This window comes from Corallococcus terminator (assembly GCF_003611635.1).
GTDB classification, from domain to species: domain Bacteria; phylum Myxococcota; class Myxococcia; order Myxococcales; family Myxococcaceae; genus Corallococcus; species Corallococcus terminator.
On sequence record NZ_RAVZ01000026.1, the window covers coordinates 1 to 26,654 of the forward strand.

Annotated in this window: 20 protein-coding genes; 12 read left to right on the forward strand and 8 right to left on the reverse strand. The window is 71.4% G+C overall.

The features are described 5' to 3' along the window. Both D7V88_RS45075 and D7V88_RS06175 read left to right on the forward strand, forming a co-directional pair. On the forward strand, positions 1 to 2,233 hold a 2,233-nt coding region (locus D7V88_RS45075), incomplete at its 5' end, for a tetratricopeptide repeat protein (RefSeq protein ID WP_147448636.1). A 223-nt stretch (positions 2,234 to 2,456) separates the two neighbouring features. Further along, entirely contained in the window at positions 2,457 to 3,203 is a 747-nt protein-coding gene (locus D7V88_RS06175) for an Ig-like domain-containing protein (RefSeq protein WP_244238011.1), read from the forward strand. A gap of 66 nt (positions 3,204 to 3,269) precedes the next feature. On the opposite strand, the gene traB is transcribed toward D7V88_RS06175, so the two are convergent. The 4 genes from traB to D7V88_RS06195 all read right to left on the reverse strand — a co-directional run bounded on the left by traB (position 3,270) and on the right by D7V88_RS06195 (position 10,147). After that, on the reverse strand, positions 3,270 to 4,904 hold the full coding sequence (traB, locus tag D7V88_RS06180; protein WP_120539672.1) for an outer membrane exchange protein TraB: 1,635 nt from the start codon (positions 4,902 to 4,904) through the stop codon (positions 3,270 to 3,272). Continuing rightward, on the reverse strand, positions 4,901 to 7,069 hold the full coding sequence (gene traA / locus D7V88_RS06185) for an outer membrane exchange protein TraA family protein (protein WP_244238012.1): 2,169 nt from the start codon (positions 7,067 to 7,069) through the stop codon (positions 4,901 to 4,903). The genes traB and traA overlap by 4 nt, the downstream gene beginning before the upstream one ends. Before the next feature lie 180 nt (positions 7,070 to 7,249). After that, positions 7,250 to 8,314 carry a hypothetical protein gene (locus tag D7V88_RS06190; RefSeq protein WP_120539673.1) on the reverse strand — a complete coding sequence of 355 codons (1,065 nt, stop codon included), beginning with the start codon at positions 8,312 to 8,314 and terminating at the stop codon, positions 7,250 to 7,252. An 87-nt stretch (positions 8,315 to 8,401) separates the two neighbouring features. Continuing rightward, positions 8,402 to 10,147 (reverse strand): GTPase, encoded by a 1,746-nt coding sequence (locus tag D7V88_RS06195; protein WP_208726143.1) that lies wholly within the window; start codon positions 10,145 to 10,147, stop codon positions 8,402 to 8,404. Between the two features lie 119 nt (positions 10,148 to 10,266). Between D7V88_RS06195 and D7V88_RS06200 the strand changes: the two genes are divergently transcribed. After that, positions 10,267 to 11,637, forward strand: a complete 1,371-nt coding sequence (locus D7V88_RS06200) for a thioredoxin family protein (RefSeq protein WP_120539675.1) — start codon at positions 10,267 to 10,269, stop codon at positions 11,635 to 11,637. Between the two features lie 178 nt (positions 11,638 to 11,815). Here D7V88_RS06200 and D7V88_RS06205 read toward each other — a convergent pair whose 3' ends face one another. After that, a complete protein-coding gene (locus tag D7V88_RS06205) occupies positions 11,816 to 12,964 on the reverse strand; it encodes a metallophosphoesterase (RefSeq protein WP_120539676.1) in 1,149 nt (382 codons plus the stop codon). 57 nt (positions 12,965 to 13,021) lie between these two features. Further along, positions 13,022 to 14,146 (reverse strand): helix-turn-helix transcriptional regulator, encoded by a 1,125-nt coding sequence (locus D7V88_RS06210; RefSeq protein WP_120539677.1) that lies wholly within the window; start codon positions 14,144 to 14,146, stop codon positions 13,022 to 13,024. Between the two features lie 402 nt (positions 14,147 to 14,548). Here D7V88_RS06210 and D7V88_RS06215 point away from each other — a divergent pair, with 402 nt between their 5' ends. The 5 genes from D7V88_RS06215 to D7V88_RS42545 all read left to right on the forward strand — a co-directional run bounded on the left by D7V88_RS06215 (position 14,549) and on the right by D7V88_RS42545 (position 22,558). Next, positions 14,549 to 15,721, forward strand: a complete 1,173-nt coding sequence (locus D7V88_RS06215; RefSeq protein ID WP_208726145.1) for an amino acid deaminase/aldolase — start codon at positions 14,549 to 14,551, stop codon at positions 15,719 to 15,721. Then, a complete protein-coding gene (locus D7V88_RS06220; protein WP_244238013.1) occupies positions 15,687 to 17,087 on the forward strand; it encodes a D-arabinono-1,4-lactone oxidase in 1,401 nt (466 codons plus the stop codon). The genes D7V88_RS06215 and D7V88_RS06220 overlap by 35 nt, the downstream gene beginning before the upstream one ends. Positions 17,088 to 17,271: 184 nt before the next feature. Beyond that, positions 17,272 to 18,246 carry a hypothetical protein gene (locus D7V88_RS44280; RefSeq protein WP_244238014.1) on the forward strand — a complete coding sequence of 325 codons (975 nt, stop codon included), beginning with the start codon at positions 17,272 to 17,274 and terminating at the stop codon, positions 18,244 to 18,246. 44 nt (positions 18,247 to 18,290) lie between these two features. Then, entirely contained in the window at positions 18,291 to 21,293 is a 3,003-nt protein-coding gene (locus D7V88_RS06235; protein ID WP_244238015.1) for an Lnb N-terminal periplasmic domain-containing protein, read from the forward strand. Positions 21,294 to 22,042: 749 nt separating this feature from the next. After that, a complete protein-coding gene (locus D7V88_RS42545; protein ID WP_147448637.1) occupies positions 22,043 to 22,558 on the forward strand; it encodes a hypothetical protein in 516 nt (171 codons plus the stop codon). A 7-nt stretch (positions 22,559 to 22,565) separates the two neighbouring features. On the opposite strand, the gene D7V88_RS42920 is transcribed toward D7V88_RS42545, so the two are convergent. Beyond that, positions 22,566 to 22,901 (reverse strand): PilZ domain-containing protein, encoded by a 336-nt coding sequence (locus tag D7V88_RS42920; RefSeq protein WP_158625014.1) that lies wholly within the window; start codon positions 22,899 to 22,901, stop codon positions 22,566 to 22,568. A gap of 127 nt (positions 22,902 to 23,028) precedes the next feature. On the opposite strand from D7V88_RS42920, the gene D7V88_RS06250 reads away from it, so the two are divergent. Further along, on the forward strand, positions 23,029 to 23,550 hold the full coding sequence (locus tag D7V88_RS06250) for a GreA/GreB family elongation factor (protein WP_120539682.1): 522 nt from the start codon (positions 23,029 to 23,031) through the stop codon (positions 23,548 to 23,550). Positions 23,551 to 23,557: 7 nt separating this feature from the next. On the opposite strand, the gene D7V88_RS06255 is transcribed toward D7V88_RS06250, so the two are convergent. Continuing rightward, positions 23,558 to 24,274, reverse strand: a complete 717-nt coding sequence (locus D7V88_RS06255; RefSeq protein ID WP_120539683.1) for a class I SAM-dependent methyltransferase — start codon at positions 24,272 to 24,274, stop codon at positions 23,558 to 23,560. Between the two features lie 124 nt (positions 24,275 to 24,398). On the opposite strand from D7V88_RS06255, the gene D7V88_RS06260 reads away from it, so the two are divergent. The 3 genes from D7V88_RS06260 (at position 24,399) to D7V88_RS06270 (ending at position 26,578) form a co-directional block, all read left to right on the forward strand. Further along, on the forward strand, positions 24,399 to 24,887 hold the full coding sequence (locus D7V88_RS06260) for a hypothetical protein (RefSeq protein ID WP_244238016.1): 489 nt from the start codon (positions 24,399 to 24,401) through the stop codon (positions 24,885 to 24,887). 174 nt (positions 24,888 to 25,061) lie between these two features. Then, positions 25,062 to 25,787 (forward strand): SDR family oxidoreductase, encoded by a 726-nt coding sequence (locus D7V88_RS06265; RefSeq protein WP_120539685.1) that lies wholly within the window; start codon positions 25,062 to 25,064, stop codon positions 25,785 to 25,787. Beyond that, positions 25,784 to 26,578 (forward strand): dihydroneopterin aldolase, encoded by a 795-nt coding sequence (locus tag D7V88_RS06270; RefSeq protein WP_372241069.1) that lies wholly within the window; start codon positions 25,784 to 25,786, stop codon positions 26,576 to 26,578. Before D7V88_RS06265 ends, D7V88_RS06270 begins: the two co-directional genes overlap by 4 nt. Positions 26,579 to 26,654 lie beyond the last annotated feature (76 nt).

Sequence of the window (26,654 nt, forward strand, 5' to 3'; positions counted from 1 at the left end):
GGACCGGGCGCTCGCGCTGACGGACGCGGCGGCGGCGGGGGAGTTGCTCGTGGGCGCCTCGGTGAAGGCGCTGCTGGTGGAAGCGGGTGGGGTGCGCTTCGGCCCGGCGCGCGAACTGCCCGGCGGCACGGCGTGGCGGGTGGAAGTGGGCCCTCCTCCGGTCCGCGTGGAGTCCCTGGTGGGGCGCGACGAGGCGCTGGCCGAGGCGCGAGCGGTGGTGGATTCGGCGCGCAAGGGCGAGGGCGGCGCGCGGCTCTTCGTGGGCCCCACGGGCGTGGGCCGCAGCCGCTTCCTGGAGGCGGTGGAGGACCTGGCGGCGAATGCCACGCCGCTGCGGGTGGTGCACGCCTGGGGCGGAGACCCCCGGTCCGCGGGCGCGCTGGGCCTGGTGCGCACGGTGTTCGTCGCGCTGTCCCGCGCCGCGATGGGGACGGACGTGTCGGGCCCGCCGCTGTCGGGGCTGGGGCTCTCCGAAGCGGAGGCCCAGGCGCTCTGGCGGAGGCTCGCGCGGGGCGCGCCGATGGGCGGCCACCTGCCGGCGGGGGACGGGGCGGTGGTGGAGGCGCTGCGGCGCGTGGCTCAGCCGTCGGGCCTGTTGCTGCTGGTGGACGACGTGCACCGCGTGGACGGTGCGTCGTTGGAGCTGCTCGCCGGGGTGCTGGCGACGAAGGACACGCGCGTGGCGCTGGTGGGCACGGGCGACGTGGACGCGGTGCCCACGGCCCTGGCGTCGTTGCCGGTGACGGTGCTGGAGGGCCTGTCGTCCTCGGAGCTGAACGCGCTCCTGACCGCGAGCCTGGGGACGTCCCTGTCGCCGTCGCTGGAGCGCGCGGTGGGCGACCGGGTGCGAGGCAATCCCGCGCACGCGCTGGCCCTGGTGCGGCTGCTCGTCGCGGTGGGCGTGTTGCAGCGCACGGAGGAGGGGTTCCAGGCCAACGGACCGCTGTCCGCCGCATCCCTGCCGCAGGACCTGGGCCAGGTGCTTGGGGCGCGGCTGGAGCTGCTGCCTTCCGCGTCGCTGCGCTTCTTGCAGCGCGCCGCGGTGGAGGGCTCGCTCTTCTCCGCGGAGCTGGTGCGGGCGTCGCTGCCGAGCGCGGAGGGCGCGGAGGTGCTCGACGACGCCGAGTGGGTGGTGCCGGTGCCCCGGCAGCCCGGCAGCTTCCGCTTCACGCGGGAGGAGGCTCGGCAGGTGCTGCGCGAGCGCCTGTCGCCCATGCAGTTGCGGAACGCCCACGAAGAGCTGGCGGAGACGCTGGAGCGCGAGGCGTTCGCCAGCGAGCCGGCCCGCGAGGTGCGGGTGGCGGATCACCTGCTCGGGGCGGATGCACCCGGTGCGCAGGCCGCGTGCGAGCGGGCGGGAGACGGGTTCGCGGCGCGGGGCGAGTGGCGCGCGGCGGTGGAGTTCTACCGCTGGGCCCTGGGCCGCGCGCCTGGAGCGACGGCGGCGGTGGTGCGCTGGCAGTTGGGCGTGCTCGCGAGCGCGGCGCGGTGTCTCACGCAGGTGGATCCAGCGTCCGTGGACGGGCTGGTGACGCCGTGGCTGGACCGCGTGTCGGTGATGCAGACGCCGGGCACGTGGGCGGAGGCCGCACGGCGGCTGGCCATCGCGGAGCTGAAGCTGGGACGCATCGCGGACGCGGAGGTGCGCTTGAGCATGGCGCAGGGCCCGGCGAGCGCGGATCCAGAGGTCGAGGCCCTGGTGCTGGGAGAGCTGGCGCGGGTGCGCGAGGCCAAGGGCGAGACGACGGCCGCGGTGGAGTTGCTGGCGCGGGCCTTCCAGCGCATGGGCAACCGGACCGCGCGGGCGCCGGACTTCTACTGGGAGCACTACCTGTTGCTGGGCCGGTTGCAGCAGCGGCTGGGGCAACTCGACCGGGCGCGGGTGGCCTTCACGCGCGCGGCGGAGCAGGCGCGGTCGGTGGCGAGCGCGGTGGGACAGGCGCGGGCCCTGTCGCAGCTCGCGGGCCTGCGGGTGCTCGCGGGGGAGCCGGCGCAGGCGCTGTCTGAGCTGGAGCGCGCGCTGGTGCTGGCCGACCAGGGCGGGGATGCCCAGGAGGTGGCTCGCATCCACTTCAACGCCGGAAGGTTGCTGGTGGCGGGAGGGCGGGTGCCGGAGGCGCGCGAGCGGCTGGAGCAGGCCCGGGAGCGTGCCCGGGTGGCGGGTTGGCGGGAAGGTGAAGCCCTGGCCGCGCAGGTGCTGGGGACGATGGAAGGCCGGACCCCGCGCCGCTGATGTGCGAAAAAAATGTCAGCAGGCGTGCAGGCGTGCTGACTTCGACAGGGAGGGGCGTGGTTTTCCCGCCCGTCGCGCGGTGGGTCGATAGACTCCGGTGTCTTCCCTTCCGCCCTTTTCGCCTGCCATCGTGAATACGTTGCGTCTTTCTTCCCGTTCCCTGTGGGGTCTCGTCGCGCTGGGTGTCCTCGGTGCGTGTGGCCCGTCTCCGACGACCATCACCGTGGATCCGCCCGAGCTGCGCTACCTGCGCACGCAGGGGCAGAACCTGCCGTTGAAGTACACGGTGCTGGATGCGGATGGGCGCAAGATGATGGACGCGCGGCTGCGCTGGACCAGCTCCGCGCCGGAGGTGGCCTCCGTGCAGGAGGACGGCACGGTGGTGGCGCGCAAGTCCGGCAAGACCATCATCGGCGTGCAGGGGGGACGGGCGAAGGCGGCGCTGCCGTTGGACCTGACCATCCTCGCCACGCTGGAGGTGCGAGCGCCGGGCGCGGACTTCGTGGAGATGGGGCGCACCATCAAGCTGCGCGTGGTCGCGCGCAACGAGGTGGGCCACGTCATCCCCGACGCCATGCCTGCCTTCCGTTCCAGCAATGAAGCGGTGGCGCACGTGGAGAACGGGGAGCTCATCGCCTCGACGGCGGGCGTGGCCACTGTCACTGCGACGCTGGGACACCTGAGCCGCGCCATCGCGGTGCAGGTGGTGCCGCCGGACTTCGCCCGCCTGGGCCTGAACCTGACGTCGTACACCTTCAAGAAGAAGGGCCAGTCGGTGCAGGTCCAGGCGCGTGCGTACAACCGCAACGGCGCGGTGCTGGAGCGCGTGCCGCTGGAGTGGTTCAGCTCCAACGCGGCCGTGGTGACGGTGTCGCCCGAGGGCCGGGTGACGGCCGTGGGCACGGGCCGCGCGGTGGTGTCGGTGGTGGCCGGCCGTCGCCGCACCGCCGCGGACTTCATCGTCGAGTAGGCCTGTTCCGCTGCGTGGGTGCCCCGCCGTCATGAAGCGGCGGGGGCGAGCAACCAGGCCAGCCCGCTACTTCTTCTTCGCGGGCGGCGCGGACTTCGGCGCGGAGGGCTTGGGCGCGGTGTTCTTGCGGCCCTTCTTCGGCACCTCGTCCTCGGGGCAGGGCGGGCGGGGCCCATCGACGGGCGGCTGGATGGTGAACTCGACGCGGCGGTTGAGGGCCATGCCCTCTTCCGAGGCGTTGTCGGCCACGGGCTTGCTGCGCCCGAAGCCCTGCGAGCACACGCGCTCCGTGGCGACGCCGCTCTCGATGAGGAAGCGCTTCACGCTGGCGGCGCGGCGCTTGGACAGCTCCAGGTTGTAGCTGTCGCTGGCGCGCGAGTCGGTGTGGCCCTCGATGAGGATGCGGTCGAGCTTCGGGTTCACTTCCATCACCCGCGCCACCTCCTCCAGCACGGGGAAGGACTCGGACAGGATGACGTCCTGGTCGGTGGCGAAGTTCACCTGCTCCAGGATGACGATCTTGTTGCCCACGGTGCGCGCGAGCGGACAGCCGTCCCGGCCCCGCGTCCCAGCGGGCACGTCCGGGCACTTGTCGATCCGGTCCACCACGCCATCGCTGTCGCCGTCGGAGTCCGGGCAGCCGCCGTTCTCCACCGGGCCTGCCACGGTGGGGCAGCGGTCCTTCTCGCCAATGACGAAGTCGCCGTCCGGGTCGATGGGCGGCGGGGGCGGCTCGGGCGGCTCCTTGAAGCGCTCGATGGCCTCCCACTCACGCGTCTTGGCGGGCACCCAGATGATGGACGTAAAGAAGCTCAGGTTCGGTGACGCGAGCGAACAGCCGCAGCCCAGGCCGCCGCCGAAGGTGAAGGTGATGCCGGTGGAGCTGTACCAGCGCAGACCGATGAGCAGCTCGGCGGGAATCTGCCGGGGCTGATCCGGCTCTTTCTCCAGGCCCACCGCGCCGTTCACCATGCCGAGCAAGGTGATGCCGCTGCCGCGCAGCAGGGGCACCTCCGTGCCCAGGCCGAAGGGCGCCATGTCGCCCATGTTCACGCCGCTGAAGATGCGGTCCGGCCGCTTCCAGAAGCCGCCGTTGAGGGCCAGCAGGATGCCGGACTCGAAGCGGTAGTCGAGCACGAGCCCCGGCGCCCAGGTGAGTTCTCCATCACCCGCGAAGGCTTCCTGCACGCCGGTGGGGAAGCTGACGTTGAGGGTGAGCGCGCTGCCCCAGCCGTGGCCTTCCGCGGAGCGGCGCAGGCCGGGGAGGGCCACCTTGCCGGTGAGGCGCAGGTCGCCGAGCGCGAAGCTCTCCACCGGACCCTCGGTGCCGATGACCTCCAGGTTCTGGCCGCCCTGGAGCATCACGAGCGGCATGTCCACGCCCACTTCGGCCCAGTCGAAGAGGCCGACGGTGGCCATGACATCCAACTGGAGCCGGTTGCCCACGAGGCTGATGGAGCCCAGGTCTCCGTCCTTGGGGACGAGGGAGAGTGGGTTGAGGGAGTAGCTGAAGTAGGGCCCGGCGGAGACGGACAGGTGGGACAGGGGCCGGGACTGGGTGACCATCACCAGGTCCTGCGGCGCGCCGGACGGACGAAAGAGCTGGAGATTGAAGCGCGCATCCGGCGCGGCGCTGGCGGCGGTGGACAGCGACAGGGCCAGCAGCAGCAGCGGGAGGAGCGGCGTGCGGGAAGGCTTCATCGGACGCGGCGTGCGGAGCGCAGGAAGAGGAAGCCCATGGCGAGGGTGACCAGGATGGCGGCGCTGCCGGTGGGCGTGTCCTCGGCGGTGGTGCCGCAGCAGAAGGCGCCGCCCTGCGGTTCGGTGCCGGGCTTGCGGCGGCCGCGCTCGCACTGGAGGGTTTCGGCCGAGCAGAACTCGACGCCCAGGCAGTCGCCGCTGTCGGCGCAGGACTCGCTGCAGGTGTTGGAGGCGAGGTCGCAGGTGCCGCCGCAGGGGCAGTGGGCATCGGCGAAGCACTCGACGCACGCGGCGCCGTCGCACACGAGGCCCTCCGCGCACGTCACGGCGCAGGCGCCGGTGTTGGAGCAGGTGCGGGTGGTGGGGTCGCAGGTGCCGCTGCCGCAGTCGGAGTCATTGACGCAGCCCACGCAGACGCTGTTCTGCACGGAGCCGTCGGTGAGGCAGAACGGGGTGGCGTCACCGCAGGCGTCGCAGCGGTTGCCGCAGCGCTCGTCGGTGGTGCAGGCGCTGCATTCACCGCTCAGGCAGAACTGGCCGTCGCCGCATTCGAGGTCGGTGCGGCATTCGACGCAGACCTCGCCGTCGAGACAGAAGGGGCGCTCGCCGGGGCACTTCGAGCAGCCGGGGCCGCAGCGGTCGGCGGTGTTGCACTCCGGGACGGCGTCGACGCAGGCGCCGTTCAAGGTGTCGCAGCGCTGGCCGTTGGAGCACTGGCTGTCGGTGGTGCACTCGACACAGGACGGCGGGGCGCCGGGAGTGGGCGCGGCGCACTGGGTGCCATTGGGGCAGCAGTTGCAGGAGTTGCCGGCGCAGGCGTCGTTGGAGTCACAGAGGACGCAGACGTGGTTGGAGCAGGTCAGGCCCCGGTCGCAGTCGCTGTCCTGGTTGCATTCCGCGCAGGTGTTCGAGGTGGGGTCGCAGACCTGTCCGTTGGCGCAGTTCTCGTCGCCGGTGCACTGGACGCAGGTGAAGGTGGGCTCGTCGCAGACCTGACCGGAGCCGCACTGGGCATCGTTGACGCAGCCCTTGCAGGCGTTGTCGGTCAGGTCGCAGCGGCCGGTGGGGCAGTCGGCGTTGTCATTGCATCCGCGGCAGAAGTTGTCGGTCGGGTCACAGCGTCCATTGGGGCACTGGGAGTCCTCCGTGCACTGGACGCAGGTCGTCTGGCCGTTGAGGTTCGCGCAGTAGGGCGTGGACTGGCCGCACGGGGAGCAGCTCGCGCCGCAGAAGAGGGCGGAGTCACAGGGGGCGCAGAGCGCGGCGGAGTTGCAGTAGTAGTACGGACCGCAGGTGCTGTTGTTCTGCGCGTTCGCGTCGTTGCGGTTGCACTGTTCGCACTGGTTCAGGTTCGCCGGGTAGGACGGGCGCCCGTTCTCCGACTGGTAGAACTGGGCGGGCTGGACCAGGGAGAAGCCAGAGGAGGACAGGGGGACGAGAGGAGGCGTGTTCGCGGGGCGATCGAAGTCCGTGAACGTGCCGTCCAGGATGGCGAACTCCAGGGCTCCGTGCTCCACGATCTGCACGTAGAGCAGTTCGATCGGGTAGAGCCCTGACTGGGTGAAGGTCACGGCGTTAGTCGTGCGCCGTGTTGGAGCCCCCAGTTGCGGTGGGCGGATGATGACGTTGTAGCGCGCATTGGTCCGGTCGAAGATGACCAGGCTGATGGCATCGTCGGCATAGAAGCCGAAGTGCAGGACGCGCCCGACCATGTCCTGCGTGACGTTCAGGTATCCGCGAAACCGCGAGACGAAGGACGTGTCGGGGTTGTTGTAGTGGAAGCCGCAGCCTCCAATGGGGCAGCCCGTGACCACGTTCACGTAGTCGCCGTAGCTGAGCGTGCGACCGTCATTCAGGTTGTTCGACAGGTCGAACGTGGAGCGCAGCACGGAGGTCTGCCGCGTCGCGCGGTTCTCCTCCATGTATGTGTTCAGGTCGCCCGTGTAGTTCGTCTGGCTCTGCGGAAAGTCATTCAGGGCCCGCGTCCACACGTTGGACGCCATGCAGAGGCCGGTGCCGACCTCGCTGTTCGGGGACGGGGCCACCGGTGCTCCGGTCACCACCACATCCGGCAGCTTCTGGGCCACGGCAGGCGCGCTCGCGAGGCACACAGCGAGCAGGGACAGCGCGGCACACGCGCGGAAGGGGAGGGGGGAGGGTCGCACGTCGGGGCGCAGCCTTTCAGATTTGCTTGACGTTCTCAACTTCCTTTCCCACGTCACACATCCCAGCCCTTGGATGCGACCTCCAGGGTCCTCCGCCCGTCAGACGACGTCCGTCAGGAGCGAAATCAAACTCAGTCCGTACAGCAGGCAAAACTGGAAATTAGTGCGGTGACGAACGGGTCACGCGCGACGGCACGCGACATCACCGTCCTGCGAGCGGATGAAGGCCGCGGCCAGCTCCCCGCCCAGCGCCGCGCAGAGCACCTCGAAGGTCCGCCGCCGCGCGCCACCGAAGAATGCCGGTTGCCGGGCGAGCGTCTCCGGGTGACGCACGAAGACGTTGTACCCGAGGATGCACCCGTCCGCGCGCAGCACGGTGATTCCGTCGGTGGCCATCATGCCACGCAACAGTTGCGCGCTCGCCCGCACCGCGGACGCGGCGCTGCCATCCGGCGTCGCGTGGTGCCGGTCCAGCAGCGCCACCACGTCCATGGGCCGGGGCAACAGGATGCCGTCCACGAAGAGCGCGGAGCCCGCGCGTTCCCGGGGCAGCACCGCCACCAGCGTGCCGTGCGAGGACTGCATGACCTCGAACAGCACCCGCCGGAAGAAGCCTTTCGCGTGCTCGCGGCTGGAGGGCAGGACCTGTTCGGTCACCGCGCTGGCCAGTGAGTCCAGCACCACCGAGGGCGGCTCCAGGTCGATGCGCGCACCGGACAGGTACACGTGCCGGACCAGTCCGCCGCCCGCGCGCAGCTCGATGATGTTGTCCGCGAGCTGCAACACGCCCACCACGCGCACGCCCCGGTCCTGCGCATGCCGCAGGCGCTCCAACGGCGTCTCCGCGAGCGGGAACGGATCCGTCCGGAAGATGCCGTAGGTGAGGCCCTCCGGCTCGCGCAGCAGGTACAGCGCCCACCAGCGCCCCTGGCCCAGCGGCGCGCACTGCTTGAGGGCCCGCTGGATGGTGGCGCGGTTGCGCGGCCCCGAGCCGATGGGGATGGGGTCGTGCCCGCCCAGCAGCTCCAGCATCGCGCCCAGGTCGTCGCCCAGGAACGCGGTGGGGAACAGGAGCGCGCCCTCTTCGCGGTAGCGCGACAGCGTCACCAGCAGCTCGCTGAGCGCATCCGCCGTCAGCGGGCACGTCATGTCCGCCTCGTCGAGGAACGCCCCGACGGACTCGGTCAGCAGGTGACGGAACGACAGGATGTGAGGAGAACCCGCCTCCGGGCCCGGACCGGTCATGGCGGATCCAGCATGACGCATCGGTGGTGGCGTAGCACGAAGTCTTCCCTCCGCCCGGAAGGCCGGAGGGTGTTCGGAAGCGGCCGCCTACTCCGTCGCCGCCCGCGCCGCCTCCAGGGTGGCCGCGGTGCGCAGCCATCCGTCGGCCTGGGCGTCCAGGTGGGACAGCAGGTCCGTGAAGAAGCGCGTCTCCAATGCCTGCGCCAGCGTGGCCCCATGGGCATCCGCCCATTTGCGCGTCACCGTCGCGCGCACCTGGGCCCCCAGCAGGTCCACGAAGCGCTCCAGGAGCGGCGTGGACAGGAGCGTCCCCGCCCACACCACCGCGTCATGTCCCAAACCGCCGGTGGCCACCGTCACCACCGCCGCCGCCCCCGACGGCACCGAGTACACCAGCGTGGTGAGCGTCTGGAGCATCTCCTCGCGCATGCCGCCCTGCAGCTCGCGGCCCACCAGCTCACGACAGAAGTCATACAGCGTCGCCCGGTCCGCCGCGTGCGCGTGCAACGCGCCCAGCTCCAGCGGCGCATCCAGTCGGCCGAGCATCGCGGGCCCGAAGGACTCCGCCAGCTTCTGCTTCGTCTCCGCGTCCCCGCGCCACGCGGCGACCTCCGGCGCGAAGGCGTCCACCAGGCGCCGCAACCCGTCCTTCAGTGAGTCGTCCACCGCCTGCGTGGGCAGCGCTTCGTGGGGCCGGGGACCGGTGAAGGACTCGCGCACCTTGCGGGTCACGAACGTGAGCGCCGTGGCCAGTCCCCGGAACGGCAGTCGCACCATCCGGTGGAAGGTGCTGCGCGCGTCCAGTTCGTCGCGGAACGCATCCACGAGCACGTCCGCGGGCACCGCCTTCAACGCGGCCTGCGCGCCAATGCCCCGCAGGTCGTGCCGCAGCCGTTGCCGCAGCCGCTCCGGCTCCCGTGCCGCGCGGGTCGCCGCCCGGGCCACCGCGTCCAGCTCCGCGCGTGCATCCGACAGCGATGCCTCCAGCGCCCGGGCCTTCAACTCGCGCGCATGCTCCGCCTGTCCCAGCAGCGCGGCGAGCGGAGGCCGTCCATCCAGCGGCTCGGTGGAGAGCGGCTTCAGTCCCGCCTCCACGTCCGGCTGGTGCGGCGCCAGGTAGCGCGCGAGCGGCGGGTGGCCCACGTCCTGGGCCAGCTTCTCCAGGTGGCCCCGGGCCACGTCCTCGCGGGTGGCCTCGTTGTAGACGAGCAGGTACGGACGCCCGTGGCCCACGGCCGCGCGCAGGAAGTCCACCAGCGCCGCGTTCTGGTACGTCTGCCGGCTCACCACGAACACCAGCACGTCCACCGTGACGAGCAGCGCTTCGGCCCGCTCGCGGTTGTCGCGGTACACGCTGTCGAAGTCCGGCGTGTCCATCACCAGCAGTCCGCGTGGCACCGCGTCCGACAGCACCAGGTACAGCCGGCCCGCGGGCCCGGGCGCATCCACGGGGGCGACCGTGCCCTCCACCACCGGGACGATGTCGTAGCGCTGCGTGAGCACGTCCTTCAGCTCGCCCGTCCACGTCTCCGGATTCGCCGCGGCCAGGCACTGCTTGGTCAGTCCGCCCTCGGGGCGCGCGGGGGACAGGGACGCCTTCGCCAGCGCGTTGAAGAGCGTGGACTTGCCGACGTTGTTGGGTCCGGCGATGGCCACGAGGAGCAGGGGCACGTCCGCCGTGCCGGAGCCCAGGCGGGGCAACAGGTCGCGGCGCAGGCGTTCGGCCAGGCGGCGGGCCATGTCGGCATCGGTGCCTTCCGGAAACAGCTCCGAGGCGGGCAGGGCTTCCAGGGCGGACGCGAGGGCGGTGCGCAGGGCGCGAGGGTCCTTCATGGGCATAGGGGCCCGCGCAGGACAGCACGCACGCGCGCCGGTGCCCAGACAATGTGTGCGCGCACTGTCCACCGGGGACATCCACGACGGTGCCGCGCCGCGCTGGTAGGGTGCGCCGCATGCGCTCCCTCCTCGTCTGCCTGCTTCTGTCGGGGTCCATCGCCTGCACCGCCACGCACGCCAACGCGCCCGTGGCCGACGCGCACGCTCAAGGCCCGCTGCCCTTCATCCCGGACGACTACGCCCGCGCGCTCGCCGATGCGAAGGCGAAGGGCGTGCCCCTGTTCGTCGACACGTGGGCACCGTGGTGTCACACCTGCCGCTCCATGCGCGCCTACGTCTTCACCGACAAGGCCCTGGCGAAGCACGCGGACCGCTTCGTTTGGCTGGAGCTCAACACCGACCTGACCCAGAACGCGACGTTCCAGGAGAAGTATCCGGTGGAGTTCTGGCCCACCTTCTTCATCATCGATCCGCGCGAGGAGAAGGCCCTCCTGCGCTTCGCCGGCAGCGCCACGGTGCCCCAGTTGGAGCGCCTCTTCGAGGACGGCGAACTCGCGTACAAGGGCGGCGCCACGGGCGCGGATGCACTGCTCGCCCGGGGCGACGCGCTCTACGGTGAGCGCAAGCCCGCGGAGGCCGCCGAGGCCCTGTCGCTCGCGCTCGCGGAGGCCCCCGCCGACTGGTCCCGCCGGGGCCGTGCGCTGGAGTCGCTGCTGATGGCCCAATACGGCGCGAAGCAGTACGTGCCGTGTGCCCAGAAGGCCGTGGCGGAGCTGCCGAAGGTGCCGCGCTCGCTCAACCTGGCCAACGGCGTCCTCAACGGCCTCTCCTGCGCGCTGGCCATTCCGGCGGGCACACCCGAGGCCGCCGACCTTCGCCACGCGCTGGAGGCGAAGGCGCGTGAGGTGCTCGCGCCTCCCGCCATCGCGATGGCCGCGGATGACCGCTCCGGCCTGTACGAGGTGCTGGTGGAGGCGCGCAAGGCGGACCAGGACACCGCGGGCGCGAAGAAGGTGGCGGAGGAGTGGCTCGCATTCCTGGAGGGCGAGGCCGCGAAGGCGCCCAACCCCGAGGCGCGCACCGTGTTCGATTCGCACCGCATGCTCGCGGCGATGACGCTGGAGCAGCCGCAGCGTGCCATCCCCGCGCTGGAGCAGAGCGAGCGCGACCTGCCGAAGGACTACAACCCGCCCGCGCGGCTCGCGACGCTGTACCGCCTGTCGGGGCGGCTGGATGACGCGCTCGCCGCGAACGACCGGGCCCTGGCGCGCGTGCAGGGGGCGCGGCGGCTGTCCGTCCTTTCCGGCCGCGCGGACATCTACGTGGCCCGCAAGGACACCGCCTCCGCGACGAAGACGCTGGAGGAGGCGCTCACCTTCGTGAAGACGCTGCCCGCTGCCCAGGTGTCGCCGCGTCAGGTCGAAGGGCTTGAGAAGAAGCTCGCCGGCCTCAAGACTCCGGCCGCATCTCCAGGCGCGGCGCCGTAGTCCGCAGTCCAGAGCATCCCCTTCGCGCGTGCCGTGAATCCGGACCGCGCGAAGGGTCCACGCGGTTCGGAGCGTCGACCCGCGCGGACGAAGAGCGTTGGGCCTGGGTTCGGCGTCTCGATGCGGAGTCAGGCCTCGCGCAGGCGCAAAGCCCGTGTTGAAGCGGTGCCGAGCAGCCTCAAGAAGCCAGGGGCACCGCGCGCCGCGTCTCCAGGTCGAACAGTTCGAAGTCCTCGGCCCTGCCCTCGCGCATGGCGCCATCGGTGAACACCATCACCGCTTCACTCGGGCCTGTGTCCCGCGGAGGCCCGTGCGCGTACTCCACGCGCGTCCCCTCCGTCACCAGATGGCGCAGCACTCCGTCCCGCACCGGCCCCGGGGACACCAGCTCTCGGACCCGCTTGTCGCGCGTGTGGCCCACCACCTGGGTCAACCCGAGGGGCAGCCGCCGGGGATCGAACCGCCGCCGGGGCGTCCCGCGCACGCGCTCCGCGTCCTCCGCCTGGAGGCTGGGCCGCTGGTAGAAGATGCCCGTTCCCTCGCCCGACGCCGCGTTGCCCGGGTGGTGCAATCGCGGCAGCACCAGCGGCCCGTCCGTCCACGCCGCCACCGTCCGGTCCATCACGCCGTTGAGCGCGTCCGCCACCGCGCGCGCATCCGCCCATCGCTCGCGCTCAAGCCCCACCACCTCCAGGTCCTCGCGCGTGACGCCCGCGTGCAACACCAGCAGCGCCGCCCCCGCCGCATGCGCCACGCGGAATCGCCGCGCCCGCAGCAGGTGCTCCACCCACGCACGCTGCTCCTCGTTCCACGCACTGAAGTCCCGCGCCACCAGCTCCACGGTGGGCAGCCCCGGCCAGCGCGCGATGAAGTCCCGTTCGGCCGCCGCGTCCGTGTCGTCCCCCCGGTAGAGCCCATCCGCCTCCACCTGCGCCTCGCGGAAGGTCGCATCGGTGAAGTCCGCCAGCTCCCCAACGCGTCCCAGGTCGTGGTTGCCCAGGAGCAGCACGGTTTGATCCGCTGGATGCGACGCGAGCCACGCCACCAATCGCAGGCCGCTTCGGGCCACACGCTCGCGCTCGGACGCGGGGCCCCAGTCGAAGTGGTCGCCCACGGACACCAGGCACACGTCCGGGTGCAGCCCTCCGTCCTCGCCCAGCAACCCGTGCAGCGACAGGATGGACATCACCCGCTCGAAGTCCGCCTGCGGATCTCCCATCGCCACATGCCGCGTGCGGCGGCGCCCGTCCGGGGGCGTCGCATGCGGCCCCTTCGCCACGGCCGCGTCGGCGCGGGCCAACGCCTTCTTGAGGAGCGCTTCGTCCATCCCCTCATCCTACGCATGCCCCGCGCGGCGCCCCACCTGCCTCGGAGGGGCCTCGCGTCAGGACTGGAAGAAGCGCGAGATGAGCGCGGAGCGGCTCTCCACCTGGGCCTTGTTCAGCAGGTGCGTGACGTGCACCTCCACCGTGCGCTCGGCGCAACCCAGGTGCAGGGCGATCGCCTTGTTCGTCTCCCCCTGCACCACGTGCTCCAACACCTGCGCCTCGCGGGCGGTGAGCCCCCAGCGCTGGGCCAGCACCGGGAGCTTCGCGCTCGGCTCGATGGCCGGTGGGCCCGGATCCAGCACCAGATAGTGGTCCGGCAGTCCCGCCGTGCGCAGCGGCCCGGAGGAGAAGAGGGGCCCCGTGCCCGGAGGGCTCCGGATGCAGTCGCGCACCTGCGCCGTCAGGCCCTGGACGTCCTGGTCCAACCGGGTCCGGCCTGCCTTGTTGGTGTGCATCACCCGGCCGCTGAACGTGACGACCCACGCGGGCCGCCCCAGCACCTCCAACGCCGCCCCCAGCGCCGAACCCAGGAGCCCCGCTTCCCGCAGCCTCCGGTCCATGGCCATCCGCCGCTGGATGGCCGGCGTCAGCATCTGGAGCATCTGCTGCTCCCGCTCCGTGAAGGGCTCGGGGCGGAAGGCCCCCACCCAGCCGAGCAGCGTCTCGCCCTCGCACACCAGCACCCGCAACTGGGCCATGTGCTCCAACCCCAGACGTTGGTACAGGCCCATGGCGTGGACGGCGAGCTGGGTCCGGGCCCGCTCCCACTCCGCCTCGCTCAACCCCAGCCGCTCCCACAGCGTGCCGTTGCCAGCCAGGGGCAGGGCGCGCAGCGTCTCCGTCAGCCCCAGCGCGGAGAAGCGCATCGGTTGGTTGCGCTGGGCCGGTGGCGGCCGCGCCGGGTCGAAGTAGCCAAAGCCACTCCCCGCCGGCGGCAACGACGCGTCGAACAGCTCCGCCAGCACCGGGGGCGGTTCGGGGAAGCCCACGCCGTGGACGAAGGTGGTGTGGTAGCGGTCCGCACCTGCGTCCACCCCGTAGGCCGCCGTCCGCTCCGCGCGCAAGGCGTCCCGGAGGGCCACGAGGACCGTGGGCAGGGCCTCGGAGCCGGGTTCCACCACCCCCAGCAGGCCCTCCAACTCCCTCAGCAGGCGTTGGTCCTCGGAAATCAAATCAATCACGGTTTCTTAGTATATCCATTGGCGCCAATTGGAAGACTTGTGAGGTCGGAAGTGGAATCCACAGCCCTTCCCTCTGTCCGGGTGGGAAGTCATTCCAGGCATACCGAGTCGTTTAGGACTCGCGTGCTTTCCTCAATAGAAATGGCTTTCGGCGGGGGGCACGATGCCGCTCCGTGCCCTTCCGGGGGGGTGGGCCGACCTGGAGTCGAAGAAACCGTGTGTGCGCGCGCCGGCGTTCCCCCAGGGATGTCCGGCGCGCTGCCCCTTTTTCCGACGACCCTTCCTGGAACGCCGGTGCGTGTCCGACACCCCACGCATCCGGTGTCATATCGCGCCAGGGCGTGACGTGGCGCGGCGATGATGGCTGCTCTCTCTGCCTGCCCGCACCGAGGAGGTCCTGACGTGACGCGTGACCATGCCTATTACGCCCGGGCGCTGGAGGGGCGGCGGCTGCCGTTGGCCTTCGCGGACGTGGACCTGCTGGGTGAGAACGCGGCGGCGCTGGTGCGGCGCGCGGGGGGCCGGCCGGTGCGCCTGGCCACGAAGTCGGTGCGGTGCGTGGCGCTGCTGCGGCGGGTGCTCGACGGGCATCCCGGCTTCCAGGGCCTCATGTGCTTCAGCGCCGACGAGGCCGTGCGGCTGCGCGAGCGCGGCTTTACGGACCTGCTCATGGGCTACCCCATCGTGGATCCGGAGGCCCTGGCGGAACTCTGCCGGCCCCCGGCGCCAGTGACGCTGATGGTGGACTGCCAGGAGCACGTGGTGCTCGCGGCCCGGGCGGCCCGGCGCCAAGGCACGCGAGTCCCCCTGTGCCTGGACGTGGACCTGTCGGTGGACCTGCCGGGGCTGCGCTTCGGCGTGCACCGCTCCCCGGTGCGCACGCCCGAGGACGCGCTGGCGGTGGCGCGGAGCATCGCGGCGGAAGGTGACGTGTTCCTCGCGGGCGTCATGGGCTACGAGGCGCAGCTCGCGGGCGTGCCGGACGCGGCGCCGCACGCCCGGGCGAAGAACCTGGCCATCCGCGCGCTCAAGCGGGCCTCCGTGGGGCCGGTGCGCACGCGAAGACAGTCGGTGGTGGCGGCGCTGAAGGACGCGGGCTTCCCGGTGCGCTTCGTGAACGGCGGCGGCACCGGCAGCCTGGAGACCACGCGCGAGGACTCGAGCGTCACCGAACTCACCGCGGGCAGCGGCCTGTACTCCCCCGCGCTCTTCGACGGCTATCGCGGCTTCCACCACCTGCCCGCGGTGGCCTTCGCCATCCCCGTCACGCGCCGTCCCGGCCCGGGCCTCTTCACCCTTCAGGGCGGCGGCTATGTGGCGTCTGGAGCGGCGGGCGCGGACAAGCTGCCCGTGCCCTACCTGCCCGAGGGCGCGAAGCTGTTGCCATTGGAAGGCGCGGGCGAGGTGCAGACGCCCATCGCGTACACGGGGCCGGTGCCCCTGCCGCTGGGCGCGCCCGTGTTCTTCCGGCACGCGAAGGCAGGCGAAATCTGCGAACACTTCCGCACGCTCCTGCTCATCTCGGAGGGACGTGTGGTGGATGAAGTCCCGACCTACCGGGGCGAGTGGGGATGAGGGCATGGCGTCCGTGACGGCGAAGACGAAGACGTGGCGCAACTGGTCCGGCGCGGTGGTGGCCCACCCGTCGGAGTTCCTCCAGCCCGCGTCGGTGGACGCACTGAAGGCCGCGCTCCGCGATGCCCAGGCACGGGGTCGCACCGTGCGGGTGGTGGGCAGCGGCCACTCCTTCCCGCCCCTGTGCGCGACGGACGAAACCATGGTGTCGCTCGGCGCCCTCTCCGGCGTCGAAGCGGTGGAGCCTGCCGCGCGCGAGGCCACCGTGTGGGCCGGCACGAACCTGCGCGAGCTGGGCTCCCTGCTCGCGGCGCACGGCCTGGCGATGGAGAACCTGGGCGACATCAACAAGCAGTCACTCGGGGGCGCGCTGGGCACGGGCACGCACGGCACGGGCGTGGGGCTGGGCATCCTCTCCACGCAGGCGAAGGCCATCACGCTCGTCACCGCGAGCGGCGAGGAGGTGACGGGTTCGGAGGACTCGGCGCCGGAGCTGCTCCAGGCGGCGCGCGTATCGCTGGGGGCGCTGGGAGTGGTGACGCGCGTGCGGCTGCGGCTCCTGCCCGCGTACCGGCTGCGGCTGACGCGGCGGAACCTGGGGCTGGAGGAATGCCTCTCCGGCCTGGATGAAGCGCGCGCTCGCCACCGGCACTACGAGTTCTTCTGGTTCCCCCACTCGGACCGGGTGATGACGAAGGCGATGGACCTCACCGACGAGGCGCCACACGGGGTGGGCGTGGGGCGCTGGCTCAACGAGATGGTGATGGAGAACGCGGTCTTCGGCGCGGTGAGCCGCGCGTGCCGGATGAACCCCGCGTGGTGCGCGCCGGTGAGCCGGCTGTCGGCGAAGCTGGCGTCGGAAGGGGTGCTGGCGGGACAGAGCCATGCGTTATTTGCCACGCCGCGCTTGGTCCGCTTCCAGGAGATGGAATACGGCGTGCCGGTGGAGCGGGGCCCGGACTGCCTGCGCGAGCTGTCCGAATACATCACGCGCGAGAAGCTGCCCGTGCACTTCCCGGTGGAGTACCGCTTCGTGCGCGGGGACGACGTGTTCCTGAGCCCGGCGCACGGCGGGGACCGGGCCTTCATCGCGGTGCACCAGTACCAGGGCATGCCCCTGGAGCCGTACTTCTCCGGCGCGGAGGCCATCTTCCGCAACCACGGGGGCCGGCCGCACTGGGGCAAGCTGCACACGCAGACGGCGGCGACGTTGAAACACCTGTATCCGCGCTGGGACGACTTCCAGCGCGTGCGCGAGCAACTGGACCCGGAGGGACGGTTCCTCAATCCCTATCTGCGACGTCTCTTCGTGGAGGAACAGCCTGCCCGTGCGCGGAGTGAATCCGAGAACGCACGGCTCGCGTAGCGCCGGCCTGCCTGACGCACACGGGCGCGAAATCCGCGACGCACCCTGATACATCCGTTGCGCGCCTGACGCGCGAGGTCATCGTCCAAGCCGCTGATAATGCACCCGTCCCGAGCCGGCATGCGGTTGGCTAGGGAAGGGCCGCGCAGGACGCGGTGATGACCTTCGAGGGGGATGGATGCGGATGGAGCACTCGTGGAAACGCGTGGTGATGGTGTCGATGGTGGTGCTCGCGGTGGGCTGTCGCACGCCCGCCGGAGGCCTCAGGGCCGCGGGGGCATCGGACTCGGGCAACTCCAGCGCGGGTGATTCGAGCAAGTCGGACTCGGGCAACTCGAGTCAGGGCAACTCCAGCCAGGGGGATTCGAGCAAGTCGGACTCGGGCAACTCCAGCGGCGGAGATTCGAGCCGCTCCGGCTCCGGTGATTCGAGCGAGTCGGGGTCGGGGGACTCCAGCGGCGGAGATTCGAGCCGGTCCGAGTCCAGTGGCACCAGTGAAGAGGGTTCCAGCCATTCGGGCTCCAGTGATTCCAGCGACTCCACCGACTCGGACTCGGGCAACTCCAGCGAGTCGGATTCAGGCAGCTCCCGCGAGGGCCACGCCAGCCACTCGGAGTCGAGCGAGAACAGCAACTCGGACAGCAGCAAGTCGAGCCAGGCGGACCAGGGCGAGGACTCCAGCTCGCGAAGCGCGAGCAGCAACGAGCGGGGCAACCAGTTGCTGAGCACCGCCGCGGTGGCCCTGACGGTGCTGGGCCTGGGCGTCGTCATCTGGCAGGTGCACGAGCACTCGGAGCGGCGCAAGGGGTTCAAGCCCTCACCGCAGGAGGTGGGGCGCGCGGCCCAGGTGTACCTGCGCGCGCGCACGCACCAACTGCGTGAGGACCTGGCCCTGGGCGCGGGCCCGACGGTGGAGGACCTGGCCCAGGCGGCGCGCATCCGCCGTGAGAACCTGGATGTCTTTGGCCGGCTGCTGCGCTCGCACCGAAAGGAGCTGCTGGCGATGGCGGAGACGAAGGCCCTGACGCCCGACCGGGCCCGTGAGTGGCTGGAGCGGGTGGGGGAACTGGCGCGCACCGAACCGCGGCTCGAAGAGGACCGTCAGGCGTTCCTCCTGCGGCAGGAAGGGGAGGCTCCGTCGGTCGAGGTCACGCGTTGAGGCCCCGTGAAGCGGCGCTCCCGGCGCGAGGCTTCCGGATCAGGATGGGCCTGCTCGCGCTGCTGGTGTTGCCCGTCGGAGCCTGGGCTGGTGAACAGGCTGCCTCGGAGGTTCCGTCCGAGGTGACGACCGCATCCGGCCCGGTCCATGCGCCCAGCGTGGACGAGGGCACGGGCACCCCGTCCCAGGTTCCATCCGTCTCAAGCGCCGGGGCGAGCGCGAACGACGCAGCGGTGTTCCCGAGCGCGAAGCCCCCTGTGATGCAGGCGGCGGAGTCTCTCGACGAAGAGCCCCGCAGTGGTCCCGTTGAATCCCTCTCGCTTGCGTCCCGCGTGGCCGCGCTGGAAGCCACCACGGGCATCATCCTGCACGGCGCGGCGGCGCGGGATGCCGAGCTGATCTCCGACGTGGAAGCAGGCCTCGCCGCGTTGCCACCCGCGATGCGCCGTCCTCCCGGAGGCCGCCTGGAACTCGTGCTCCATCCGGAGTCCGCGCCGCTGGGCCTGGGCGACGGCTCGAAGGAGCACCCCGACTGGTCCGAGGACCGCGAGCAGTTCCACCTCTACCGCTACGCCCCCACGGCGGAGCGTCGTGCCACCCTGCGCCTGTCACGTCTCACGGAGGCGGAGGCCGAACACCTGTGGCGCCGCCGGGCCGTGGTGCACGCGGTGATGCAGCGCTGGGATGACTTGAAGAACTGGAGCCGGAGTCGGCAGTGGCGCCGGCTGGACGGGTGGATCCTCCCCTTCGAGCGCCCCCTCACGTGGAAGGAGTCCGCGAGCATCACCTACGCCGGAGCCTTCAGCCGCGCGCGAGGCCAGGTCAGCGCCTCGCTGGACCTCGTCACCTTCGCGGAAGAGCTGTTCATCCCCGCCGAGTCCCTGCGCGCGGACGCGCTGCCCGTGGATGATCAGGTGCGCTGTCAGGAGATGTCCAAGGCGCGCGCCCTGTCGGAGTTCGTCGCGGAAGCCCACCTGGGCGACCTGCCCGCGCGAGGTGACTGCCCTGCCTTCGACGCCTGGGCGGACGCGGACGCGCTCTCCCACCTGGAGGTCCTGCTGGTCGCGGCCACGGGCCGGCAACCCCAGTCCCTCTTTGGCCACATCCTCCTGCGTCCGGTGTGGCGCGAGGGTGCCGTGGTGCAGGGCCCCGGCTTCGAGCGCGTGGTGCAACTGGTGGCCCTCACCGGCCTGGAGTCGAAGGGCCTGGGCTACCTGATGAAGGGCATGACGGGCGGCTTCAGCACCGTCTTCCTCACCGGCACCCTGGGCGACATCTCCCACGAATCGCTGGAGCTGGAGCAGCGCACCATCCGCCGCTTCCGGCTGAACCTCACGCAAGGCGAAGCCCGACGCATGCTGGAGCGCACCTGGGAACTCGAGCGGCGCGGGTACCTGGGCTACTACTTCTTCACCGACAACTGTGCCGCCGCGCTCCTCTTCCTCCTCAACGGAGCGCTGGAAGACGACCGCTACGTGCGAGCCCCCGGCACGCTGTGGGTCCTGCCCACCGCCACGCTGGACACGCTGGCGAAGACCGAAGTGGTGGACGCGAACGGACGCGCGGTGTCGCTCCTGGAGCACCTCCCGGATGCGCTCGAATCCACGGGCGACCGGGCCCGGCGCGCCCTCACGGAACAGGAGCGGATCCTCACCACGCTCGCCACGCTGCTTCCGTCCCACGCCCTGGAGCCCCTGCGCGGCGTGCACCGCATCCTCCAGTCCGCCGAACCCGACGTGCGCCGCAATGGCTACGAACGCCTGACGCAGGCCGTGACGACGGCGCTGGCCTCCTCCCGTCCTGCATCGCGCGCGGAGGTGCGGGATGCCCTGCACGCCTACGTCGCGCACGCGGTGCGGGTCGAGCGCGCGGCGGTGGATCAGTCGGAGGCGGAGACGCTGGCCATCGACCGCGAGCGGCTCCTCGCCCTCGACCTGAAGGACGGCAAGGCCTCCGACAACGCGCTCGACCGGCAGCGCCTCTTCGAGCGCGAAGACGCCCTGCAGCGGAAGCTCGCGGTGCTGGACCGCACGGCGGTGCTTCAACAGGCACTGGCTTCGGCCACCAAGCGCCCACCCACACCCGATGAACTCAAGGCGCTGGTGCGTGCGCAACACACCGAGGCCGCCTTCGCCGCCGCCACCGAGGCACAGGGCGCGCTCAACGATGGACCGCTGGCGGAAGTGGATCCGCGCGCGTTCCTCGCCCGGGACCGTCAGCGCAAGACGGAAGCCGAAGCCACCTGGGCCCAGGGCGCCCTGCGCGAATCCGGCGCATCCCGCACGGTGGTGAGCGCCGGCATGGACTTCCCGGACATGGGAGAGGCAAGGCCCGTGGTGAGCCTGCGCACCTCCGCGATGAACGAAGCGCTGGGCGACGCGCGCCTGCACGGCTTCCAGTCCAGCAGCGAGCTGCGCGTCCTGGACGGGGAGCTCTCGGTGGAGCCTCGCTGGGGCGTGCCGCGCATCCTCGGCTCGCGCCTGACGCTGGTGGGCTACCGCACGCTGCTACCGGAGCTGCCCCAGCAACGGCGCTCGGTCTCGGACTCACTGGGCTGGGGCGCGGAGGCGGGGATGTCCACGAATTTCGAACGCCTGTTGCCCTACCGCGTCTCGGTGCAGGCGGAGGCGCTGGGCGTGGTGGCCTCGTCGGAGCGCTTCGACACCTTCCTCGCGGTGGGCGTGGGGGCTCGGGCCACGATGGACTGGAGCCAGTTCCAGTCCGCGCCGGCCGTGGGCCCCCGCCTGTCCTTGTCCCACCGCGCGGGCCTGCCCGGACCGGGCGGCAGCGCGCTGCGGTTGGAGGCCGCGTACGTGCCCGCGTGGCGTTCGGGCACGACGTCGGGCTTCACGCACGAAGCGGACGCGACGCTCCAGGTGGAGTGGTACCTGGGGAAAATCGCCCATTGGAGCGTGCTGCTCACTCCCCGCGCACAGGTCCACTGGGAGGGACGACTTGCGTCGTGGTCAGGTCCCGGGAGTAGTCGTGCGAGCCTTCCGGAAGGATGGGCGCGGCGTCGCCTTGCGCTAGGAGTGGAGCTCCGCTGACGCGCGGGACGGTGAGGATGGGAACCTCGCCGCTGAAGACGGGCCGGCTGGCGGCACCGGAGATGGCGCCCACGAAGACCCCGATGGCGTGCAGGACGCTCCACGTCGTGAAGCCCAGGCCGGAGAAGATGCGCACGCTGCCCACGCCGAAGACGTAGAAGAGCGTGTAGAGCACGCCGGGCACCACGAGCGCGGTGACGAGCGCGGCCCCCAGCGCACGGCGCGGCCTGCCCGCGTGGAAGCCGCCGAACACACCCGCCAGCAAGCCGTTGACCAGCGGCGCGAAGAAGGTGGCGAGGCTGATGAGCACCATCGTCACCACGCTCACCTTGAACCGGTTGTGCTTCCAATCAATGTGCGCGTGCATCACCCGGGTGTTCGCCGGGTGGCTCTCATACTCCAGCGTCTCGTTCGGCAGCGGCGGCAGGCGGTGCGAGGGCCTCTGGCGCTCAGGGGCGTCCGTATAGGTCTCATCCATGGGGCGTTGGCCTCCGTGCGGGCGGGGGAAGGACGGTGCCCGGACAGGATTTGAGATGGTGCTGGAAGCGGGCAGGTGGAAGGGCTGACGGCCCCTCCGGACCCCGAGAGGAAGGGCGCCCGCCATGCCTGCCCGCCGGGAATTTTCGCGACGCGGCGTGGGGGCGGCTGCCGCACGCCGGGGCCGTGACGCATCGGAGACTTGGCGTCTGGTAGCTGGCGGCTATGCTGCCGCGCCTCTGACGTACCGCTTCCCAGCCTGGATGGACCCCATGAGCCTTCGCCGCAACCTGCTGACCGTCGCCCTTCTCTCCTCCGCGCTGCTGTCGGCGTGCTCGCTCTCGCTGCGCCCGCGCTACAAGGACCTGGTCCAGACGAGCGGCCCGCAGCTCACCGAGGATCAGCTCGTGGTCCTGCGCGTGACGGACTCTGCGACGGGCCAGCCGGTGAAGGGCGCCAAGGTGTCCGGCGGTGAGTACCGCAACCGCCTCAACGCCGTCAGCGACGCGAACGGCGAGGTGTCCCTCAAGGTCAACCAGGCCCTGCTGACCGAGAACCCCCTGGTGGAGGTCGTGCTGCCCAAGGGCGTGCACGGCTACAAGCTCAACCTGGTGCCCTCCGGTGAGGCCCCTGCCTCCGAAGGCGCTCCGGTCGTCGCGCCCCCCAGCATCCCGAACGAGCCCACGTCCCCCGCCGCTCCTACCGCGCCCACCGAGCCCGTCGCGCCCGTCGCGCCCGGTGCCCCCACCGAGACGCCCATCCAGCCGGCGCCCGCCAGCGGCACCTGAGCCGCGCTCAGGTGAACCAGCGGACCAGGCGCTTGCCCTGCAGGCGCCGGTACGCGACCAGCCGTCGCTGGAAGTCCCCGTCGATGCTCACGAAGCGCACGCCGTAGCGTCCCCGCGCGCGCTCCCCGGCGGAGCGGCGCGTCCACATCACCTCGCCCTGGAAGGGAACCTCTTCGTCCCCCAGGAGCAGCGCGCCCTCCAGCACGTCGCCCGCCTTCATCGGCTGGAGCATGTCCGCGCAGAAGCCACTCGCCGACACGTCCCGCGTGTACACCGGCAGCATGCCGCGCAGACGGACAGCCAGGCGATGCTCGAAGCGGGGCACGGTTCGGGGCAGGTGCATGCCGCCCAGTCTGGCAGAGTCCGCTTCGGCAATAAAATTGCGTCGGAGTGAAATCAGGCAGGGGGGCGTGCCCGGCGTGCAAATCCCGGGAAACGTTGAGAAATCTCCCGGCAGGAGGGCGTGACCCATGTCGAAGGCGTTCACGAAGGAAGACGGGGGCGGTGACGAGGGGCTCACCCCCATGCGTCCCCGGTCGGCGTCGGGGGAGCGGCGCTACATCACCCCGGAAGGCTACCGCGCGCTCCAGGAGGAGCTGCTGGCCTCGCAGGGGCCCATCCCCCAGGACTGGCCGGAGCTGGAGGCGGGCGTGCGCAAGCGCGAACGCGAGCGCCGGGCGCGTGAGGTCGCCGCCATCCTGGAGGAGGTGCGGGTGGTGGAGCCGGATCCTTCGCAGGCGGGTCGCGTCTTCTTCGGCGCGTGGGTGGTGCTGGAGGACGAGGACGGCGAGCCCCTGCGCTATCGCATCGTCGGGCCGGACGAAGCGGACGTGAAGGCGGGGCGGTTGAGCGTGGAGTCCCCGCTGGCGCGCGCGCTGCTGGGCAAGGAGGCCGGAGAGGTCGTCCTGGTGGAGCGTCCGCGCGGCCCGGTGGAGTACGAACTGCTCGCGGTGGAGTACGCGGAGTCGGAAGTGTCCGCGCCGGGGCCATGAGTGGCGCTCAGCGCTTCGTGGCGTGCACGGTGACGAGGCCGGTGAAGGGCTTCGGCATGCCGCCCTCGCGCACCTCGACGGTGAACCCCTCGGCCTCCAGCAGGGTGCGGGCCCGGGGCACGAGGAACGTCAGGTAGTACATGACGAAGGGCGGCTTCCAGAGGGCGTTGCGCACGCGCATGGCCGCGTTGAAGCCCTTGGCCACCCAGTAGCCGGGGTTGAGCGCGGACGGCGGATGGCCGGTGACGAAGACGAACCGCCCCCCCGGCTTCAGCGCTCGCGCGATGCCCTTCACGAGGCGCGGCTCGTCCTCTTCCAGGATGTGTCCGAAGGCGCCGAAGCTGGTGACGAGGTCGAACTCCGCCGTGAAGGGCAGCTCCAGCGCGTCACCCCGCACGAAGTCGAGCCTCGCGTCCCCGGGCGCATCCCCCAGCAGCCTCCGAGCCTCGTCCAGCATCCCCTGGCTCAGGTCGAAGCCGACGACGCGGTCGCGACACAGCGGGCGCAGCACGCGCATCGCGGCGCCGGTGCCGCAGCACACGTCCAGCGCGGCGCCCACGCTCCTCTCCGGGCCCACCTGCGCGAGCGAGGCCTTGAGCACCGCATCCGGCGTGCGGAACGGGGTGTGCTCGAACTTGGGGGCGAGCAGGTCATAGCCCTGCTCGACGGAGGTGAGGGCCTGCCGGGTCAGCTCCCGGAAGGTGGGGCCATCGCGGTGGAACATGGGATGAGGTGTACCCACATCCACCGCCTTCCGTCACCTGGGGGGCGTGGGACCCGACCGACTTTGAATGTTTCGGCGGGGCCTGCGTCAGTCAGGACAAGCAACACAACGGAGGATGGAAGACATGGCTTTCAAGACTGCGCTCTCGACCCTGGCCTTCGGTGCACTGCTGCTCGGTTCCTCCACGGCGTTCGCGGAAGACTGGCGCGGCCAGACCCGTGCGGATGCGAACTGGGGACACCAGAGCCGGGGCGGTTGGGAGGCTCCGCAGGGCCAGGCGTTCCGTTACGACGATGACGACGCGCGCACGCGCCGCTTCATGGGGTGCCGCGGCCCGAACTGCGATGCCCGCCCGATGCCGCGCCCGGTGGACTCGCGGGGCCGCTACGAGTTGCAGACGGTGGAGCGCTGGGTGCCGGCGCGCTACGAGCAGGTCTGGGTGCCGGAGCAGTGCGTGTCCCGCGGCCGCCGCGGTCGCCAGGTGCGCTGCACGCCGGGCTACTACGACCAGCGCCTCATCCCGGCCAACTACCAGGCCGTGACGGAGTGGGTCTGGGTGCCGTACGCGGGGCGCCGTTGGGTGACCGTGCAGGCGGCGGCCTACTACCCGTAGTCGAAGCTTTCTGAGGGCAGCACGGGACGAACGCAGCAAGGGGACGAACGCAGCAGGCAGGGGACACGTGGGGCGGTACCTGGAGAGGGGGTCTCCAGGTGTCGCCCCGCGGTGTTTTGTAGCCGAAGGCGCCGGGTGCCTTTCGCGAGCGGGCCTGTTAGGCAGGGCCCGCATATGGGGACCGCATTCATCACGGGCGCGGGCGTGCGCGTCGGAAGCGCGGTGGCCCGCGCGCTGGGCCGTGCCGGCTATGACCTGGCGCTCCACGCGAACCGCTCCGTGGGCTCGCTGGAGTCGCTGGCGGACGAGCTGAGGGCGCTGGGCCGCGACGTCACGCTCTACAGCGCCGACCTCTCCGACCCGGAGGCGGTGGACGCGCTGGGCGCGAAGGTGGCGGGGGCGCATCCCGCGCTGGACGTGGTCGTCCACAACGCGGGCCTGTACGAGCGCGTGGCCTTCGCGGCCATCACCCGGGTGCAGTACCGCAAGATGCTCGGCGTGAACGTGGACGCGCCCTTCTTCCTGACGCAGGCGCTGTTGCCGTCGCTGCGCGCGGGGAAGGACCCCGTGGTGGTGCACCTGACCGACATCGGCGGCGAGCGGGCGGTGAACCACTACGCGCACTATTCGGTGAGCAAGGCGGGGCTGGTGATGCTGACGCGCGCGCTGGCGGTGGAGCTGGCGCCGCACGTGCGCGTCAACGCCATCTCCCCGGGCGTGGTGGCCTTCCCCGAGCACTTCGACGAAGCGGCGCGACAGGCCGAGCTCCAGCGCGTCCCCATGGGCCGCGAGGGCAGCGTGGAGGATGTCGCGCGCACGGTCCTCTTCCTGGCGCGCGAGGCGCCGTACCTCACCGGACAGGTCATTGCCCTGGACGGTGGAAGGAGCGCCCAACTGTGAGTGACGAGCCCGCGTTGATCCACCCCCTCGTCACCGACGCGCAGGGCCGTCCGCTGGACGTGATGCAACTGCGCGGGCTCACGGTGGACTGCATCGTGGGCCTCTACAACCGCGAGCGCGTGACGCCGCAGCCGCTGCGCCTGGACGTGGCGCTCTTCCTGGACGCAAGGCAGGCGGCGGTGGGCGGGAAGCTGGCGAACACGGTGCACTACGGACGGCTGGCCGGAGAGCTGAGATTCCTCCTGGATGCCTGCCGCTTCGAACTGCTGGAGTCCGCGGCGGAGGCGGTGTGCCGGTACATCCTGGCGCCACCCACGGACGCCGCGCCGCACGCGCGGGTGCGGGCAGCCACGGTGCGCGTGACGAAGCCGGAGGCGCTGGGCGGGTGGGCCATCCCCTCGCTCCAGGTGCACCGTACGGCGGAGGAGATGCTCTTCCGTACTGAGGAGAAGCCCTTCGGCCGGGTGGACGTCATCCACGAGGGCGCGACCTACGGCATCTACCGGCTGCGGGTGGACTCGGGAGGACGCATCCCCGTGCGCACGGACGGGCACACCGAAGGGTGTGAGCTGGTGCTGGGTGCGGGGTTGTTGCTCCAGGGCCAGCCGGTGTCGCGGGGCATGGCCTTCCACGTGCCGCGCGACCGGGTGCACCGCTACGACAACCCGACGACCACCGAGCAGACGGTGCTGGGCGTGTACCGGCCGCGCCTCGTGCCGCAGGGGGAGGGAAGTCCGGACGCGGTGGAAGCCGCGCCGGGGCCGGGGACGCTGTACTACCTGCCCGAGTAGGCAGCATCGCTCGCCTCGGGGGTGGGCGGCCAGGCGACGCCCCCGGTAGGGTGTGCTTAGCTCCGGGGTGTTCCGG

Coding starts and splice junctions, on each gene's coding strand:
- D7V88_RS06235 (WP_244238015.1), top strand. CDS start 18,291: ATGGGCCTGCTCGCGCTGCTGGTGTTGCCCGTCGGAGCCTGGGCTGGT.
- D7V88_RS06250 (WP_120539682.1), top strand. CDS start 23,029: ATGTCGAAGGCGTTCACGAAGGAAGACGGGGGCGGTGACGAGGGGCTC.
- D7V88_RS44280 (WP_244238014.1), top strand. CDS start 17,272: ATGGAGCACTCGTGGAAACGCGTGGTGATGGTGTCGATGGTGGTGCTC.
- D7V88_RS06220 (WP_244238013.1), top strand. CDS start 15,687: ATGAAGTCCCGACCTACCGGGGCGAGTGGGGATGAGGGCATGGCGTCC.
- D7V88_RS06255 (WP_120539683.1), bottom strand. CDS start 24,274: ATGTTCCACCGCGATGGCCCCACCTTCCGGGAGCTGACCCGGCAGGCC.
- D7V88_RS06200 (WP_120539675.1), top strand. CDS start 10,267: ATGCGCTCCCTCCTCGTCTGCCTGCTTCTGTCGGGGTCCATCGCCTGC.
- D7V88_RS06195 (WP_208726143.1), bottom strand. CDS start 10,147: ATGAAGGACCCTCGCGCCCTGCGCACCGCCCTCGCGTCCGCCCTGGAA.
- D7V88_RS42920 (WP_158625014.1), bottom strand. CDS start 22,901: ATGCACCTGCCCCGAACCGTGCCCCGCTTCGAGCATCGCCTGGCTGTC.
- traB (WP_120539672.1), bottom strand. CDS start 4,904: ATGAAGCCTTCCCGCACGCCGCTCCTCCCGCTGCTGCTGCTGGCCCTG.
- D7V88_RS06260 (WP_244238016.1), top strand. CDS start 24,399: ATGGCTTTCAAGACTGCGCTCTCGACCCTGGCCTTCGGTGCACTGCTG.
- D7V88_RS42545 (WP_147448637.1), top strand. CDS start 22,043: ATGAGCCTTCGCCGCAACCTGCTGACCGTCGCCCTTCTCTCCTCCGCG.
- D7V88_RS06205 (WP_120539676.1), bottom strand. CDS start 12,964: ATGGACGAAGCGCTCCTCAAGAAGGCGTTGGCCCGCGCCGACGCGGCC.
- D7V88_RS06265 (WP_120539685.1), top strand. CDS start 25,062: ATGGGGACCGCATTCATCACGGGCGCGGGCGTGCGCGTCGGAAGCGCG.
- D7V88_RS06190 (WP_120539673.1), bottom strand. CDS start 8,314: ATGACCGGTCCGGGCCCGGAGGCGGGTTCTCCTCACATCCTGTCGTTC.